This is a genomic window from Nitratidesulfovibrio sp. SRB-5 (genome assembly GCF_019931275.1).
Taxonomy (GTDB): Bacteria; Desulfobacterota; Desulfovibrionia; order Desulfovibrionales; family Desulfovibrionaceae; genus Cupidesulfovibrio.
Genome location: NZ_JAIOTY010000002.1, coordinates 880,776 through 898,488 on the forward strand (window position 1 = coordinate 880,776; position 17,713 = coordinate 898,488).

At 66.5% G+C, this 17,713-nt stretch carries 11 protein-coding genes and 1 pseudogene; 11 read left to right on the forward strand and 1 reads right to left on the reverse strand.

What is annotated here, in order from left to right:
- Positions 1-400: 400 nt before the first annotated feature.
- The 5 genes and pseudogenes from K6142_RS11110 to K6142_RS11130 all read left to right on the forward strand — a co-directional run.
- Positions 401-1,201, forward strand: coding sequence for a TlpA family protein disulfide reductase (locus K6142_RS11110; RefSeq protein ID WP_190244427.1), 801 nt, complete (start codon positions 401-403; stop codon positions 1,199-1,201).
- 134 nt (positions 1,202-1,335) lie between these two features.
- Positions 1,336-2,259, forward strand: a complete 924-nt coding sequence (locus K6142_RS11115; RefSeq protein WP_190244438.1) for a transposase — start codon at positions 1,336-1,338, stop codon at positions 2,257-2,259.
- A 1,041-nt stretch (positions 2,260-3,300) separates the two neighbouring features.
- Positions 3,301-6,327 (forward strand): formate dehydrogenase-N subunit alpha, encoded by a 3,027-nt coding sequence (gene fdnG / locus K6142_RS11120; RefSeq protein ID WP_190244426.1) that lies wholly within the window; start codon positions 3,301-3,303, stop codon positions 6,325-6,327.
- Positions 6,328-6,329: 2 nt separating this feature from the next.
- The gene (locus tag K6142_RS11125) at positions 6,330-7,037 is read left to right on the forward strand and encodes a 4Fe-4S dicluster domain-containing protein (protein WP_190244425.1); all 708 of its coding nucleotides are present in this window, start codon (positions 6,330-6,332) and stop codon (positions 7,035-7,037) included.
- Positions 7,038-7,402: 365 nt separating this feature from the next.
- Positions 7,403-8,122, forward strand: a pseudogene (locus tag K6142_RS11130) (molybdopterin-guanine dinucleotide biosynthesis protein MobB); the annotation flags it as partial.
- 885 nt (positions 8,123-9,007) lie between these two features.
- Here K6142_RS11130 and K6142_RS11135 read toward each other — a convergent pair.
- Positions 9,008-10,660, reverse strand: a complete 1,653-nt coding sequence (locus K6142_RS11135; protein WP_190244423.1) for a methyl-accepting chemotaxis protein — start codon at positions 10,658-10,660, stop codon at positions 9,008-9,010.
- Between the two features lie 287 nt (positions 10,661-10,947).
- Here K6142_RS11135 and K6142_RS11140 point away from each other — a divergent pair, with 287 nt between their 5' ends.
- The 6 genes from K6142_RS11140 (at position 10,948) to K6142_RS11165 (ending at position 17,651) form a co-directional block, all read left to right on the forward strand.
- Positions 10,948-12,579, forward strand: a complete 1,632-nt coding sequence (locus K6142_RS11140; protein ID WP_190244422.1) for a sigma-54 interaction domain-containing protein — start codon at positions 10,948-10,950, stop codon at positions 12,577-12,579.
- Positions 12,576-12,971, forward strand: a complete 396-nt coding sequence (locus tag K6142_RS11145) for a dinitrogenase iron-molybdenum cofactor biosynthesis protein (RefSeq protein ID WP_190244421.1) — start codon at positions 12,576-12,578, stop codon at positions 12,969-12,971. The genes K6142_RS11140 and K6142_RS11145 overlap by 4 nt, the downstream gene beginning before the upstream one ends.
- 579 nt (positions 12,972-13,550) lie before the next feature.
- Positions 13,551-13,982, forward strand: a complete 432-nt coding sequence (locus K6142_RS11150; protein ID WP_012612350.1) for a histidine kinase — start codon at positions 13,551-13,553, stop codon at positions 13,980-13,982.
- Between the two features lie 283 nt (positions 13,983-14,265).
- Entirely contained in the window at positions 14,266-14,574 is a 309-nt protein-coding gene (locus K6142_RS11155) for a hypothetical protein (RefSeq protein ID WP_223290291.1), read from the forward strand.
- A gap of 292 nt (positions 14,575-14,866) precedes the next feature.
- On the forward strand, positions 14,867-16,846 hold the full coding sequence (locus K6142_RS11160; RefSeq protein ID WP_190244419.1) for a methyl-accepting chemotaxis protein: 1,980 nt from the start codon (positions 14,867-14,869) through the stop codon (positions 16,844-16,846).
- Positions 16,847-17,111: 265 nt separating this feature from the next.
- Positions 17,112-17,651, forward strand: coding sequence for a chemotaxis protein CheW (locus K6142_RS11165; protein ID WP_190244418.1), 540 nt, complete (start codon positions 17,112-17,114; stop codon positions 17,649-17,651).
- Positions 17,652-17,713 lie beyond the last annotated feature (62 nt).

A 17,713-nucleotide genomic window follows, 5' to 3' on the forward strand; every position in this document is an offset into this window, starting at 1 on the left:
ATCGGCGGATGCTTCCGGCCCGGCCCAGTGGGGCCGGGTGCCGGGCGGCGGCGCGCGATGCTGCGGTGCGCGTGGTCACACTTGCTCTCCCTGCTCTCGGGCGTTGTCCGGTGGAATCCGGGGCGGATGCGCGCGCAAGGCGCCGCGCCGTGCGGACTGTAGCCTGACGACGGCGGAAAGTTCAAGGGTGCGCGAACCCCGGAAAGGAGCGTGCGCGGTATCCGCGTGCGGTGCGGAACCGCCGGGAATGGCTGATAAACAAAGCGGATGGCCGGTTTGCGGGCGGCGTGCGGCGATGCCCCGTTGTCAGGAACGTGAAGCGTGGCTACACTTTTCAATGGTGCCACGAGGCGCGGCCCGGCACCACGCTCCACCTGCCGCGCCATATACGGGAGTGCTGATGGCATCGGTTTTTTCGCGCAGGGGGCTGTGGATGGACGGAATGTGCGGCGTGCTCCCGCACGGGGGGGCAAGACGGCGCGCCGTGCCCGCCATGGGACCGGCAACGCGGTTCGGTCGGCTGCATTGCGGCGTGCTGCTGGTTGCGTGCCTGCTGGCGTTTGTCGCGGCTTCGGTCACCATGGCCCGGGCGGGGCAATCTGCCGTGCCGCTGGAGCAGCCCGGTGCGGTTGCGCATGATGCCGCAACCCCCTGGCCCGCGGGCGCGCGCTTTCCGGACATCGTCCTTGGCCCCCCTGCGCCCGATTCCGGCTGGACGGGCAGCCCGGACGTGGCCATGCCCGAGCGTGCGCCCGGTGACCGCGAAGGGCTGCCCGCCCGCCTTTCCGATCTGCGCGGCCAGGTGTTCATCGTGAACCTGTACAGCTGGTTCTGCGCCCCCTGCCAGGAAGAAGCCCCGGCCCTGCGCGCCCTGCACGCGCGGATCGCGTCCGCCGGCCAGGGTGCATCGGGCAGCCGCGGCGAACTGGCCGGGCGGGTGCGGCTGGTGGGCATTGCCGCCGGTGACGACTGGAACCTGGTGCAGGCCTTCCGCCAGCGGCACGGGCTGGCCTTTCCCCTGTTCGCAGACCCGGAACTGGCGCTGCACGGCCAGCTGGGCAACCTGCCGGTGCCGTTCACCTGGGTGCTGCGGCGCGAGGCGGACGGGTTCCGGGTGCTGTTCACCCATGCCGGGGCGCTTTCCGGCACCCCGGCGGACTTCCTGGACCGCGTGCTGGCGGCGGCGGGGCCGCTTTCGTGAGCACCACGGGCCGGGACAGGCTGCACGACAAGGTGCGCGACAAGGTGCGCGGCAAGGTGCGCGACGGGGTGAGCGGGGTTTCGCGGCGAGAAGGCGCATTGCGCGCACGGGGTGACTTGGGCTACCAGAAGGATATGGAATCGTTGCCCGAAGAGCCGCAGCTTGCCCCGGAAGGACAGCATCCTGTTCCGGACGAGCCGTGCCTTGCCTCGGAAGAGGCGGCCCTTGCCCACCTGCTGGAACACTGCTGGCCGGGCGGGCGCAGTTTTTGCCCCCGCTGCGGCGGCGGGCGGCTGTACGAACTGTCCGCCGGGCGCTGGCGCTGCGCGGGCTGCAAGTATACCTTCCATCCCTTTTCCGGTCGCTGGATCAACAACGGCAACCTCACGCCGTTGACCTGGCTGCGCCTGCTGCACATGTACGCGGGCGAGGCCACCGTGCACACCCTGGCCGCCGAACTGGGCCTTTCGTACAACGCCGCCTACAAGGCCGTGACCACGGCGCGCTTCGCCATCCTGGCCCACGCGCCCGATGCCCGCCAGTTGCTGGGGCCGGAAACCGGCCTTGGCGGCTACCTGAAGGGCAAAAAGCTGACCGGAGAACCCCGGGGCGGGGGAGGGCAGGTGCCCATTCCCGTGTTCGGCATCCTGGAACGCAACGGGTGGGTGTTCATCGACCTTGTCTCCGGCCTGTCCGCCGAGACGGTGTTCCACTTCAACCACAATTTCCACCTGCGCATCGAACGGTCGGGCAATCTGGTGCACACCGCGCCCTATCGCCACTACGACGCGCTGGTGCTGTGCGGCGACGATTCGCTGCCCTACGAGTACATCCGGCGGCGGGCCGACGGGCAGGCGGAACCGAAAAGCGAGTTCTGGAAGTTCGCCGGGGGGCGGCTGCGCGCCTTCAAGGGCGTGTCGCCCCAGCGCTTTCCGCTGTATCTCAAGGAACTGGAATTCCGCTTCAACCACCGGCGAGAGAACCTGTTCGCCACGCTGGTGCGCTACCTGTGCGACATGGTGCCCGACGTGCCGGAACTGGATGAATCCCGCCCGTAGGGGGGGCTGGATTGTCTTTTCGTCCATTGGCATCCGACCCGAAGGGCGCGAAGCGTGCCCGTTAGGTGAGCGCGTAGCGCGAGTCTTACGGGCATCGTGCGCAACGCGGTCAAACTTAGCCTGCCATGGCTTTGCTGTCCTTATCCGTAAGACTCTCGCTGCGCGCTCGCCTAATGGCTAAGGCTCGGTCGAATACGAGAAGAGCGCGCTGCGGTCCTCATCCGTAAGGCTCGCAAGCTCGCCTAACGGCTGAGGCATACTCCCTCATGGCAGGCTCGTTTTCCTTGCCAATGAACGAAGATCCTAATCCAGCCCCCCTCCCGGCAATGCCCGGCCAGAGCTTTCCCTCGCGGGTCCCTCCCCTGGCACTTCGTCACCGTTTTACACCCGATTCGTGATTTTCAGGCCCGTGCCCGGTTTTCAGGGGGCGGGCCTTCTCTTTTGTATTCCGGCATGTTGCGAGAGTAGCGCTGTCGTGATGTGTGGCGCGGCTTGGTGTCAAACCGTAATTATATGCTTTCTGACATCATGTAACGGGTGCGAATGATGGCACAAAAAAACCGGCACCGGTGCAGGACCGTGCGCAGGAAAACGCCCGTTGCCGCCTTGCGTGGTCACGTCTAACACCCTGCTGTAACAGGAAAGATGTCTCGTTTGCGCCGCCGGGAACGGCGCGGAGGGGGCAGGGGCCCGGCATGCCGCCGGACCTTTACAGGGAAAGGGGACTACCATGTTCGCATACCCTGCAACACATGAGGTGCCGGGGGAAACTCCGCTGCCGTTCTCGGGCCTGGGACACGACCTGGCGCCCGTGGCGTCGCGCGCCCGACTGCTGGCATGGATTCCCGTGCGGCGGCCGCGCGATGTCCGGCCGCATGCGGCGTGGAGGCGCGACGTGGATCGCGCGCCCCGCCGCGCGGGCTATGCGCTGCTGGTGGAACAGGGGCGGGAGATCAGGGGGCGCTGAACGCGGTGCGCCACCGGCGCATCCGCATCACGGCGCCCTGCGGCAACGGTGCAACCGGTACGCAAGGAGGCATGATGACTGTCAATCGCAGGCAATTTCTCAAGCTGAGCGCGGGCGCCACCCTGGCAAGCGCGTTCGGCGGGCTGGGGATCAGCCTCGCGCCCTCGGTGGCGCGGGCCGAACTCCAGAAGCTTCAGTGGGCAAAGCAGACCACCTCGGTTTGCTGCTACTGCGCGGTGGGCTGCGGGCTCATCGTCCATACCGCCAAGAATGGCGAGGGCCGCGCCGTCAACGTGGAAGGCGACCCGGACCATCCGATCAACGAAGGTTCGCTGTGCCCCAAGGGCGCGTCCATCTTCCAGCTGGGCGAAAATGACGCCCGCTCGCCCAAGCCCCTGTACCGCGCGCCCAACAGCGGCGAGTGGAAGGAAGTGGAATGGGACTGGGCGCTGACCGAAATCGCCAAGCGCGTTAAGAAGACCCGCGACGAATCCTTCCAGCTGGCCAATGCCGCCGGTGAAAAGGTGAACCGGACGGAAGCCATCGCCTCCTTCGGCTCCGCCGCCATGGACAACGAGGAATGCTGGGCCTACCAGGTCATCCTCAGAAGCCTCGGCCTGGTGTTCATCGAACACCAGGCGCGGATCTGACACAGCCCCACTGTACCGGCTCTGGCAGAGTCGTTCGGTCGCGGTGCTATGACGAATCACTGGAACGATCTTGCGAACAGTGATTGTGTGTTGATCATGGGCAGCAACGCTGCCGAAAACCACCCCATTTCCTTCAAGTGGGTGCTGCGCGCGCAGGACAAGGGCGCCACGCTTATCCACGTGGACCCGCGCTTCACGCGCACTTCCGCCAAGTGTGACATCTACGCCCCCATCCGGTCGGGCGCGGACATCCCCTTCCTTGGCGGCCTCATCAAGTACATCCTCGAGAACAAGCTGTATTTCGAGGAGTACGTGCGCGAGTACACCAACGCCTCGGTCATCGTGGGCGAAAAGTTCTCGTTCAAGGACGGTCTGTTCAGCGGCTACGACGCGGACAAGCGCAAGTACGACAAGTCGCAGTGGGCCTTCGAACTTGACGAGAACGGCGTGCCCAGGCGCGACCCGTCGCTGAAGCACCCCCGGTGCGTCATCAACCTGCTGAAGAAGCACTACGAACGCTACACCGTGGACAAGGTGGCCGACATCACCGGCACGCCCAAGGACCTGATCCTGAAGGTCTACAAGGCCTACGCGGCCACGGGCAAGCCGGACAAGGCGGGCACCATCATGTACGCCATGGGCTGGACGCAGCACTCCGTGGGCGTGCAGAACATCCGCGCCATGTGCATGATCCAGCTTCTGCTGGGCAACATCGGCGTGGCGGGCGGCGGCGTCAACGCGCTGCGCGGCGAATCCAACGTGCAGGGCTCCACCGACCAGGGCCTCCTGGCCCACATCTGGCCCGCCTACAACCCCGCGCCCAACAGCAAGCAGACCACGCTCGACGCCTACAATGCGGCCACCCCGCAGTCCAAGGATCCCATGAGCGTGAACTGGTGGCAGAACCGGCCCAAGTACATGGCCAGCTACCTGAAGGCGCTGTACCCCGACCTTGCCCCGGCGGACGCCTACGACATCATGCCCCGGCTTGATGCGTCCAAGCCCGCCACCTACTACTTCTGGCTGAACATCTTCGACAAGATGGACAAGGGCGACGTGAAGGGCTGCTTCGCGTGGGGCATGAACCCCGCCTGCGGCGGCGCCAACGCCAACAAGAACCGGCGTGCCCTGGGCAAGCTGGACTGGCTGGTGAACGTCAACATCTTCGAGAACGAAACCTCTTCGTTCTGGAAGGGCCCGGGCATGAAGCCGGAGGAAATCGGCACGGAAGTGTTCTTCCTGCCGTGCGCCGTGTCCATCGAAAAGGAAGGCTCGGTCGCCAACTCCGGCCGCTGGATGCAGTGGCGCTATCGCGGGCCGAAGCCATGGGGCCAGACCAAGCCCGACGGCGACATCATGCTGGAAATGATGCACAAGATCCGCGACCTGTACGCCAAGGAAGGTGGCGTGCACGCCGACCCCATCCTGAAGCTGAACATCAAGGACTGGGAAGAACACAACGAGTTCTCCCCGGCCAAGACCGCCAAGCTGATGAACGGCTACTTCCTGAAGGACACGGAAGTGGGCGGCAAGCAATTCAAGGCCGGGCAGCAGGTGCCCTCGTTCGCCTTCCTGACGGCGGACGGCTCCACCTGTTCCGGCAACTGGCTGCATGCCGGGTCGTTCACCGATGCGGGCAACATGATGGCCCGCCGCGACACCGCGCAGACGCCGGAACAGGCGCGCATCGGCCTGTTCCCCAACTGGTCGTTCTGCTGGCCGGTGAACCGGCGCATCATCTACAACCGCGCTTCCGTGGACAAGACCGGCAAGCCGTGGAACCCGTCCAAGGCCGTCATCGAATGGAAGGACGGCAAGTGGGTGGGCGACGTGGTTGACGGCGGCGGCGACCCCGGCACCAAGCACCCGTTCATCATGCAGACGCACGGTTTCGGCGCGCTGTACGGCCCCGGGCGCGAGGAAGGCCCCTTCCCCGAGCACTACGAACCGCTGGAGTGCCCGGTTTCCAAGAACCCGTTCTCGAAGCAGCTGCACAACCCGGTGGCCTTCAAGATCGAGGGCGAAAAGGCGGCGGTGTGCGATCCGAAGTTCCCCTTCATCGGCACCACCTACCGCGTCACCGAACACTGGCAGACCGGCCTGATGACCCGCCGTTGCGCCTGGCTGGTGGAAGCGGAGCCCGAGATCTTCGCAGAAGTCAGCAAGGAACTGGCCAAGCTGCGCGGCATCAAGAACGGCGACCGGGTCAAGGTCTCCAGCCTGCGTGGCTCGCTGGAGGCGGTGGCCATCGTCACCGAGCGCATCAAGCCCTACAAGGTCATGGGTGCGGAAATCCACATGGTGGGCCTGCCCTGGCATTACGGCTGGATGGTGCCCCGGAACGGCGGCGATACGGCCAACCTGCTCACGCCGTCTGCGGGCGACCCGAACACCGGCATCCCCGAGACCAAGGCGTTCATGGTCGATATCCGCAAGGTGGGAGGTAAGTAGTCATGGGAAAGCTGTTCTTCATCGACCTTACCCGCTGCACCGGCTGCCGCGGCTGCCAGATAGCCTGCAAGCAGTGGAAGAACCTGCCCGCCGAGGAAACCCGCAACACCGGTTCGCACCAGAATCCGCCGGACCTCTCGTACGTCACCCTGAAGACGGTGCGCTTCGAGGAAGGCGTGTTCGACAAGAAGATGGACTGGCTGTTCTTTCCGGAACAGTGCCGCCACTGCGTCGAGCCGCCCTGCAAGGGGCAGGCGGACGTGGACATGGAAGGCGCCGTGCTGAAGGACGAGGCCACCGGGGCCGTCATCTTCACCGAACTCACCGCCAAGGTGGATGGTGACATGGTGCGTTCCGCCTGCCCGTACGACATCCCGCGCAAGGACGAGGCCACCGGCCTGCTGTCCAAGTGCGACATGTGCAACGACCGCGTGCAGAACGGCCTGCTGCCCGCCTGCGTGAAGACCTGCCCCACCGGGTGCATGAACTTCGGCGACGAGCAGGACATGCTGGATATGGCGAAAAAGCGCCTGGAGACCGTGAAGAAGAAGTACCCCAACGCCGTCCTGGGCGACCCCGACGACGTGCGCGTGGTGTACCTGTTCCAGCGTGACCCCAAGAGCTACTTCAAGCACGCGGTGGCGGAACTGGAATCCGGCCCGCTTACCCGCAAGCAGCTGTTCGCGCGGCTGTTCCGGGCGCGCGCGTAGCACAGAACCGCATTGCAACCCGGCCCGCCGCGCCGCGTTTTCGACGGTGCGCGGCGGGCCGGTGTTTTCCTGTCATCCCTGCCTCCTTGGGCGCGAGGCGGTTTCCCGCCTGTCTCGCGCCGGGCGGTGCCCGCAGGCTCTGCATGTGGTCATGGGCCATGTGCAGGGTGCCGGACATCGCGCAAGGCGGCATCCCGCGCCGTCCGTGCGTCCGTGTTCCCGTATCGGGAAACGGGACGCGCGGGCGGCGCTCCTTTTTTCCGCCCCGGCTTGTGCCGGAAGCGGGGCAACGCTAGGATGGAATGCAAAAGGGGCACACGCGGAGCAGCGCGCGGGAGCGTGCCGCGCACCGCACCAGCCATACGGAGGACGCCGTGAAGGCAGTAAGCATCATCGGATTCAAGAATTCGGGCAAGACCACCTGCACCGCCCTGCTGGCCGACGCGCTGGAGGCGCGCGGCCTGACCGTGGCCGTGGCCAAGCACACCCACCACAACCTGGACAAGGCGGAAACGGACACCGCCCGGTTGATGAAGCCGGGCCGCACGGTCATCGGCATTGCCGAAGGCGAGTGCGCGGTGTTCTGGTCCACCCGGCGGCACCTGGCCGACCTGCTGCCGCTGGTGTGTGCCGACGTGCTGCTGGTGGAGGGCGGCAAGAGCCTGGGCTGGTTGCCGCGCGTGCTGTGCCTGCGCGAGGCGGGCGAGGCCCAGGCCCTGGACAGGGGGCTGGCGCTGGCCACCTTCGGCGGGGTGGGCGCGGAAGGACTGCCCCGGTTCGACGCGTCCAGCGTGGACGCGCTGGCGGACCTTGTGGCAGAGCGCGGCTTCGTGCTGCCGGGGCTGGACTGCGGCGCCTGCGGGCAGCAGGACTGTGCCGGGTTCGCCCGCATGGTGGTGGCCCATCAGGCGGTGCCGGGCGACTGTTGTTCCATTGACGGGCCGCTTTCGGTGATGGTGAACGGGCACCAGCTGGGGCTGAATCCCTTTGTCGCGCGCATCGTTTCCGGTGCGCTGAAGGGTATGCTGGCGGAACTGAAGGGCTATTCGCCGGGGGCGGAAGTGGTCATCCGCCTTGCGGAGTAGGAATTGCCGGAAAAGCATGTGTCCACTCTTGTGAAAGACAGTGGCTTTCATGCTCTAACAATGTGCAATCGTTCGCTAAAAAAATCACAAAAACCTGTGGTGAAATGCTGGACTCCTGCCGGGAACTCGACTAAGCAGGAATTGTGTCTGGTTGGTTGCACAGTTCAGGTGCCAGCCGGGCACACGCCGCAGCACCTGCCGCATTTGGCCACGAGCCGGAGCGGGTGGCGTTACGGCGACCACGACATGGGAACTGCCGCCACGGCGTCCCCATGATGGAGAGACGAGAGTACCCACGCCCCCAACGGCGGGCCGCCGCCCTGCCGGGGGCGATTTGAGAGACGAGAACAACGGGGCCAGTGCTCCCGGCCCCGCCGATCATGCCTGTTCGGTTCTCCCTCTTGCCCTGCGGGGCCAGGGACGCCCACACCCCTGGCCCCACCCTCTCCTCCCTGCCGTTTTCTTGGTGAACGGCGCGTATTTTTCACATCGCCAGCCTCCACACGGCGAATCCGCCCTTGCACGGCCCGGTGAGTCGGCAGTCCCGGACCGATACGCTACAGGCGGTGCGCGTCCGCCGCTTCCCGGTTCCGCCCCGGCGGAACAGGCGAGACGACGCAGGACAGGCCCGGTGCCCCGTGCACCGGGCCTGTTGCCTTTTCGGCTCCCCGGTGCGGGCACGGCGCGCGTCAGACGCGCGTCCGGCGCACGTTCAACGCACGTCAGGCGGACGTCAGGCGGTCGTCAGGCGGTCGTCAGGGGGGGAGCGTCAGGGGGCGCACTGCAGGGCTTCGCCCCTGCCATACCCATCGTCAGGACGGAAACGGGGCGGGCACGCATGTGCCCGCCCCGTGGTGCGTTTGCGAATGTGGCGTGCGGCAGCGGTCAGCGCTTGCCGCCGTCCATCTGCTGGATGATCGCCCGCAGCCGCTGGGCCATCTGCGCCAGGGCGCGCACGGCCTCGCTTGCCGCCTCCATGCCCCGTGCCGATTCGGTGGCCACGTCGTTGACCTCGGTGACGGCCCGGCTGATCTGGTCCGACGCCGCCGACTGCTCTTCGCTGGCGGCGGCGATGGACTGCACCTGCCCGGCGGTGTTGTCCGCGAACTGCACGATGCGCCGCAGCGCACCGCCGGATTCGTCGGCAAGGCCGGTGGCGTCGGCCACGGCCTGGGTGGCCGTGTCCATGTTGTTCACGTTGCGCTGGGCCGCCGTCTGGATGGCCGAGATGCGCATTTCCACTTCCTTGGTGGCGTTGGTGGTCTTTTCGGCCAGTTTGCGCACTTCGTCCGCCACCACGGCAAAGCCGCGCCCGGCGTCACCGGCGCGGGCCGCCTCGATGGCCGCGTTCAGCGCCAGCAGGTTGGTCTGGTCGGCTATTTCGTTGATGACGTTGATGACCTCGCCGATGGATTCGGCGTCGCGCCCCAGCGACTGCATGTCGGTGCGCAGGCGGGTGGCGATTTCATGCACGCGCGAGATGGACTTTCCGGCGTTCTCCACCACCTGCGCCCCCTTCTGGGCTTCTTCGCGGGTGGACTTTGAGGCATCGGCGGCCAGGGTGGCGTTGCGGGCGATCTCCATGACCGTGGCGTTCATCTGATCCATGGCGGTGGCCGTCTCGGCCATGCGGGCGCGCTGCACCTCGGCCCCGGCGGACACCTGCTGGGTCTGGGCGGCCAGTTCCTGCGAGGCGTCGGTAAGGTCGCCCACGATGACGGCGGCCTCGGCGGCCACGCGGCGCATGGTTTCCACCAGCGCGTTCACTTCCTGTTCGCGCGCGGTGGCCGCCTGCATGGCGGCGCGGGCCTGCTCTGCCTGATTGCGGGCCTCGTCGCCCTTGGCGGAGCAGTCGTGCAGGGTTTCCTTCAGCCTGCCGACCATGGCCGTCAGGTCGTCGCGCAGCAGGCCGAATTCGCCCGCCATGCTGCCGCTGGCCGTGGCGTCCAGCCTGCCTGCCGCCACCTCGCGCGAGAAGGCCTGCAACGCGGCCAGCGACCGGGTAATGCCCGAAATCACGGCCAGCACGAACAGGGTTATCAGCACGCCCATGCCTGCCTCGATGACCGAGTTCACCATATTGACCAGGTCAGAGATTTCATCGGCCTTTTCTTCATAGGCCTTGCGGATGTCGGCCAGCGCCGGTTCCACGGCCCGCCCGGCCTGTATCATGGCGTCGGTTTCGGTCACCGTGCGGAACACTTCGTCCAGCGAGGCGTTGTAGCGGGACAGGGTGGAGCGCCCCTTGTCGCACATGGCGGCATTGCCGGGGTCCGCCGCGGCGATGCGTTGCAGCAGCGAATCCACGGTGCCGATGTGCTTGCGGGTCTTGTCGGCCCACTGCTGTTCCTTGCGCATGAGAAAGTTCTTTTCCTGGCGGCGGGCCTGCAACAATTCCGTGTTGGCGTCCACGGCCAGGGTGCGCAGCTCCAGCGCCCGTTCAACCTTGGCCGAGCCCACCCAGCTGGCGGCCACGATGGCGCCAAGGGCCACGAGAACGGAGGCGAGCAGCAGATACAGTCTGGTCTTGATCCCCATGAAGATGCTCCTCTTTGGGAAACGGCGACGGCGACGACACGGTCCACTGCGGTGTCCGCTCGCGGTGCGTCGGTTCAGTGTCAGGGAAGCAGCAAGCTTCGTTCCATAATTCACATGTAATTATTTATATGTTATTTTAAGATGTTGTCAGGATTCGGTGCGAGGGCGCTTGCTCCGGGAAGGAGCATGGGATAGCGTTGTGAAAAGTTTTGCAACATTTTGCATCGTGCGTGTTGCGTATCGCAGCACGATGCGGCGAACGGGCGGCGCGCGGGCAGGGGAAGGGAATGGCCGAAGGGACGACACAGGGCATGGCCGCGGCGCTGGGACCGCTGCTGCAAGGGCTGTTCGATCAGCCTGTGGCGGCGCGGACCCTGCTGGACCGCATCCCCTTGCCGCTGGCGCTGGTTTCCGCCGAGCGGCGGGTGGTGTTCCTGAATCAGGCGGCCTGCGCCCTTACGGCCATGTCGCCCGACCGGGCCCAGAACCTGCCGTGCCGCTACGTGTTTCGATGCAGCCTGTGCACCGGGGGCTGCCCGCTGGACGTGGTGGACAAGTCGCCCACGGCTGCCGTGGCCCCCGTGGCGCGCGAGGCGGACATCGTCAACGCCGACAGGGCGCGCATTCCCGTGCGGGTGACCTGCGGCGCGCTGACCGCCCCCGACGGCAGCCGGGTGGGCTACTTCGAGACGCTGGAGGATCTGCGCCTGTTCCGCCCGGCAGAGGCCCGGCCGGAGTGGCCGCAGGGCTTCGGCGACATGCTGGGGCACAGCCCCGAGATGGAGCGGGTGTTCCGGTTGTTGCCGGGCATCGCCCAGACGGATTCCTCGGTGCTGGTCACCGGAGAAACGGGCACCGGCAAGGATCTGCTGGCCGAGGCCCTGCACAATGCCTCCAACCGGGCCAAGGGGCCGTTTGTCAAGGTGAACTGCGGCGCCCTGCCGGAAAGCCTGCTGGAATCGGAACTGTTCGGTCACCAGAAGGGGGCCTTTACCGGGGCGTCGGAAAACAAGCCGGGCCGCTTCCGGCTGGCCCACAACGGCACGCTGTTCCTCACCGAAGTGGGCGACCTGCCCCTGCCGTTGCAGGTCAAACTGCTGACCTTCCTGGATGACAAGATCATCCATCCGCTGGGCTCCACGCGCGGGGTGCACGTGGACGTGCGCATCATGGCCGCCACCCACCGCGACCTGCGGCGCATGGTGCGCGAGGGGCGCTTTCGCGAGGATCTGCTGTACCGCCTGAACGTGGTGCGTTTTCACCTGCCGCCCCTGCGCGAACGCGGCGACGACATCGCGCTGTTTCTGGCGCATTACCTCAAGGTGTACGCGGGTATGTTCGGCAAGCGGCTGGCCGGGTTCTCCCCGGCGGCGGAGCGGGTGCTGCTGCGCCACGCCTACCCCGGCAACGTGCGGGAATTGCGCAATATCGTGGAGTACTGCGTCAACGTGTGCCAGGAGACCCACGTGGACGTGCCGCATCTGCCCCGCTACCTGCTGGAGGAAAGCGGCGAGCCTGATGCCCCCGATGGGGGCGGCGTGGCGACCGTTGGCCAGCGGGTGGGGGCGGGGGCGCAAGCCCCGCGTGGGGGCGGCGTGGCCGGGGCGGATTCCGGCGTTGCGGGCGCGGGCCTGTCAGGTCATTCGGGACACCCGGGGCATCCGGGTCATCCGGGTCATCCGGGTCATCTGGTGCAGGGCGGCCCCCCCGGTTCTACCGGCTCTCCCGGTTCTCTTGACCAGGGCATGCCCTCTGCCGGGGTGTCCCGGGAGGAGGCCACGTGGGCCGAGACGGAGCGCCGCCTGATCGTGGAGGCGCTGGTGCAGGCGCGCGGACGGCGCGGCGAGGCCGCAATGGCGTTGGGCTGGGCGCGAACCACATTGTGGCGCAAGATGCGCCAGTACGGGTTGGATCAATGAGCAGCAACGACAATGGCGTGGTGGCGTCCAGGGCGGACAGGCCCGGTGGGGGCACGCGCGGCAACGTGCTGGTGGCCCTGCACCGCGATGCGGTGGCGCCCCGCTTCGATCGGGCCACCGAGGCGTGGCTGGGCCGCATCGACAGCGAGGGCGGCCTGGCACGGTCGCGCACCATGGTGCTGGCCAACGCCTCCGCCGAGGAATTGTGCCGGATCATCCTGACGGAAAACGTTGCCGTGGTGGTCTGTTGCGGCATTGAACAGGAATTTTACGATTACCTCACCTGGAAGCGCATCACCGTGCTGGACGGCGTGGTGGGAGGACGTGATGCGGTCATCGGGGCGCTGCTGGCCGGCACCCTGAAGGCAAATGCCGTGCTGGGCGGGGTGTAGCAGGCAGTGCCCCGCCAGGCCTCGGCACAGGGAGGGGCGTTGGCGGGTCCGGGGTTTCGCCGCGTTTCAGGCCCGCGCTGTCGCCTGTCCGTCCCGTTTTTCCTGTCTTCCTTCCTTCCTTCCTTCCTTTCCTTCTTTCTTTTCTCCGACCTGCCCGTGTCTGCGTCCATGCCGGTGTGCCCGCTTTGCCCGGTCCCACTCCGTTAACAGAGTGATGGCGTCTGTGTTGCAAGATGTTGCATTATGATGCGCTGCGGGTGTGCTGCCGCTTCCCGTGACTGCCTTTGGGTAGGTGATGCCAGGGGGTGGATTTGGCAACATGCCGCAACCATAGGGTAACTATTGCTGGAACGGACATTGCTAACAAATTCACGATGTGCTTCCGCATGCACGGGTGAGCACTGCTTTCCGGCGTTGTTTCCCGCCCGGCGCGAAAAGGTTCGGGCCGGTCTGATCTCTGTCCGGCCCGGACAGGTCAGAAGGGCGCCCGAAACCTTGCATCCGGACGTGGCGCGGCAGCGGACCGGCGTGGCAACGGCCAACACACTAACCGGTTAACAAGACAGGGACCGGTGCATCATGTGGATGACCTCGGTGCTGGTGTTCGATACCGATACGTCCTTCGCCCGGCATGTGGCAGAACTGCTGGGTGGCGGCGGCAGCGCCTGCGTGGTGGCGGCCGAGCCGGACGATGCCCGCCGCCTGCTGGCCACCGGCGGTTTCAGCGTGTTCCTGTTCGGCTGTGCCGAAGGGCCACCCTGTCCCCTGGGGCTGCTGGATTCGGCGCGGCGACTGGCCCCGCACATGGGGGTGATCCTGATGGTCCGCCCCGACCAGGTGCGGCTGTCCATCCAGTGCATGAAGCGCGGCATCGACGATGACATCCTGATTCCCTTCGACATGGATTCCATGTTGCGCAAGGTGGCCTCGGTGGCGCAACGCCGCCGTCTGGCCCCCCCCTCGGCGCTGGCGACGGGGAGTGGCGCGCCCGGTTCGCGTGATGCGTCGTGACAATGCGGTGTGCGCCGGGTGTGCCGCTCCGGCAGGGGGAGGGGGCGCCGGGTCGTGATGGTGCGTTGCTGTCGTGACCGGATGCGACTGCACCGGCATGATGCGGTGTGCTGTCCGTGTGCCGATGCGTTGCCGCAGGCGTGGCGTTGCGATGGGTAGGGGTATAGGCTGGCAAATGGCGAAGGGTCGGCATGTTCCCCTGCATTCACTTGCGTCTGCGCACTCTGCGGCGTAGGGTGCTGTGCCCTGCATCGTCGTGCAGCACAGGAGAATGCAACGAAATATGAACCCTCGTGTACTTGCGGACCTTAGGAAATTTCTGAAAGTTGCCGATCATACTCCCGGCCGGTTGCGGCTCAAGGTGGACCTCGCCGTCCTGCGGCACCCGGCCGCCGCGCAGTTGCGCGCCCTGACGCCGGAAACCTGGCCGGGGCTGCGCGGGACGCGGTTTGACGTGTTCACCTCCACGCTCACGCTGGACTACGATCCGGCGGTGCTGCCGGGCGAACTGTTCGAAGAACTGCTGGCAACGCCCGACGATGAGCGGGCGGTGCAGCTTGCGGTCAGGTTGTGCGGCACCACGCACAGCTGACGGCAACGTGAAAATCATGTCGCGCATGCGGGGGCATGGCTAGGCTGGTCAGGCAGCATGGTGCCGCCTGGGCAGAACGGGGTTGGGTTGCACTGAATGGGCCGGATGGGGCACGCCGTGTTCCGATGCGTCCCCGGTTGCGTCTGCCGGAGCATCTTCAGGATGCACCGGCGGATGTGCCCGGCCAGATGTGCTCGGGCGGCGTAGCCTTGGGGACCGGCCAGACGGCAGCGCGGGGTGGTGGTGCGCCATCCGTGCTGTCGTGACGTCAACGTTCCGGACGGAGAAACACATGACGCTCGCCAAAAAGCTGATTCTGGGTTTCGGCCTTGTGCTCGTGCTGCTGGTTGCCATGGGGGGCATTTCCTACAAGGCCCTGTCGGACGCCACGCTGGGCTTCTCGGACTACCGGCGCACGGCCCGCGGCTCGCTGATGAGCGGGGAAATCATGTCGAGCATGCTCCAGATGCGTCTCGGCGTGCTCAGCTTCATGAACACCTCGTCCGAGGCCGCGTTGCGTTCCTATGAGGATGCCCGCGCGGAACTGGCCAAGGGCCTGGACGAGGCCGACAAGAACATGAAGAACCCGGCACGCCGCAAGCATCTGGCCACCGTGGCCGAGGCGCTTGCCCAGTACGCCGCTGGCGTCGACGAGTTGCACAAGTACGACCAGACGCGCCAGGACGAAATCCGCACCTTGAACACCATGGGGCCGCAACGCGTGCAGGCCCTTGCCCAACTGGCGGAAGCCGCCCAGCGCGAAGGCGACGTGGTGGGGGCTGCCCGGGCCGAGGCGGTCATGCGGGCCATGCTGGAACTGCGTCTGGCCGTGGTCAAGATGATGGCCGACACGGACGTGAAATGGCTGGAACAGGCCAAGCAGGAGGCCGTTCTGGTTGGCGAGGCATTCAACCGCCTGATCGCCGACGTGCGCAACCCGGTGCTGCGTGACAAGGCGCGGGAACTGTACCAACAGCGCACCGACTATTTTTCGGCGTTCGAACGCATGTCCGCCGCGGCCCTGAAGCGCGACGCGGTGTACAACGAGCGCCTGGCCAAGCTGGGCCCGGCCATCGCCCAGGCCTGCGACGCCATCCAGAGCAGCTACGAGGCGGAGCAGAACGAGATCGGCCCCCGCGTGCAGGCATCCAACGATCAGGCGCAGATGCTGACCGGCGTCATTGCCCTTGTGGCGGTACTGTCGGGCGTGACCATCGCGTGGCTGCTGATCCGGGTGGTCATGGCCCAGTTGGGCGCAGACCCGGCCGCACTGGCCGCCGTTACCCGGCGCATTGCCGCAGGCGACCTGGACGTGTCGTTCAATGCGGCCAGCGGCAAGCTGCGCGGCGTGTACGCCGACATGAAGGACATGGTGGACGGCCTTGTCTCGGTGATCACCGAGGTGCGCTCCGGTGCCGAAAACGTGGCCTCCGGCAGCGAGGAGCTTTCCGCCTCGGCCGAAACCCTGTCGCAGGGGGCCACCGAGCAGGCGGCGTCCATTGAGGAAATTTCCTCGTCCATGGAAGAAATGGCGGCCAACATCCGCCAGAACATGGAAAACGCCCGCCAGACGGAAACCATCGCCACGCAGGCAGCCACCGACGCGGAAGGCGGCGGCAAGGCCGTGGGCGACACCGTGGGCGCCATGCGCGAGATAGCAGCCAAGATTTCCATCATCGAGGAAATCGCCCGCCAGACCAATCTGCTGGCCCTGAACGCGGCCATCGAGGCTGCCCGCGCCGGTGAACACGGCAAGGGGTTTGCCGTGGTGGCGGCGGAAGTGCGCAAGCTGGCCGAGCGCAGCGGGCAGGCCGCCGCCGAGATCAGCGATCTGTCGTCCTCCAGCGTGGCCGTGGCCGAGCACGCCGGTGCAATGCTGACCAAGATGGTGCCGGGCATCCGCCGCACCGCCGAACTGGTGCAGGAAATCGCCGCTGCCAGCAACGAGCAGAACGTGGGCGCGGAACAGGTCAACAAGGCCATTGCCCAACTCGACCAGGTGATCCAGCAGAACGCTTCCGCCTCGGAAGAAATGGCGTCCACGTCCGAAGAACTGTCCAGCCAGGCCGAGCAGTTGCAGGCCACCGTCTCGCGCTTCCGCGTGGCGGCGCTGGACGACGGCCTGGTGCGCACCCCGCGCCGGGCACAGCCCAAGGCGACGCCCCGCGCCGTTGCGGGCCAGGCCCCGCGCAAGGCGGTGGCCGGCAAGGGCGGGCATATCGCGCTGGACATGGATGGCGATGCGGATGACAGTGAGTTCGAGCGCTTCTAGCGATTGTTTCCGAATGATGGTTTTCGTTCGTGGGCAAGGAAAGCAAGCCTGCCATGAGGGGTATGCGCTTGTCGTCTTTGACCGGGGCTTGGCCGTCAGGCGAGCTTGCGGGTAAGGCCAGCAGGAATGTCAGGCGAAGTTTGCCCTCGTTGCGCACGGTGTCCGCAGGGCTCGCAGACTAGGCCAGCGGCCACGCTTCGGAAGCCAACAGGCGAAAGAACAATCTGGAAACAGCCCCCAGCGCTTGGCTGCTTCGGGAGGGAGCATGTACGAAACCAGTCAGTATCTGACGTTCACCCTTGGCGAAGAGGTGTTCGCGCTGGACATCGGCACCGTGCGCGAGGTGCTTGAACTGACCGCCATCACGCGCATACCGCGCACGCCGGAATTCATGCGCGGGGTCATCAACCTGCGCGGGCGCGCCGTGCCCGTGCTGGAGTTGCGCCGCAAGTTCGGCATGGAGCCGACGACCGACACCGTCAACACCTGCATCATCATCGTCGAGGCCGAGCTTGAGGGCGAGGCCGCCGTCATCGGCACGCTGGTGGATTCGGTGCGCGAGGTCATCGAGATTCCGTCCGACGCCATAGAGCCCGCCCCGCGCATGGGCACCGCCGTGCGGCAGGATTTCATCAAGGGCATGGGGCATCGCAACGACGGCTTCGTGATCATTCTGGACGGCAATCGCATCTTCTCGGTGGAGGAACTGGCCGCCACCGGGGCCGCCATCGGCAACGTGCCCCTGACGGGTGACGGCGGCATGCCCGCCGCCGCGCTGGCTGGCGGCGAAGGCGCGCCCGCGTAGCGCGGACACGCTGCATACACCACGCACAACGGGCCGGGCGCATGCGTTCGGCCCGTTTTCGC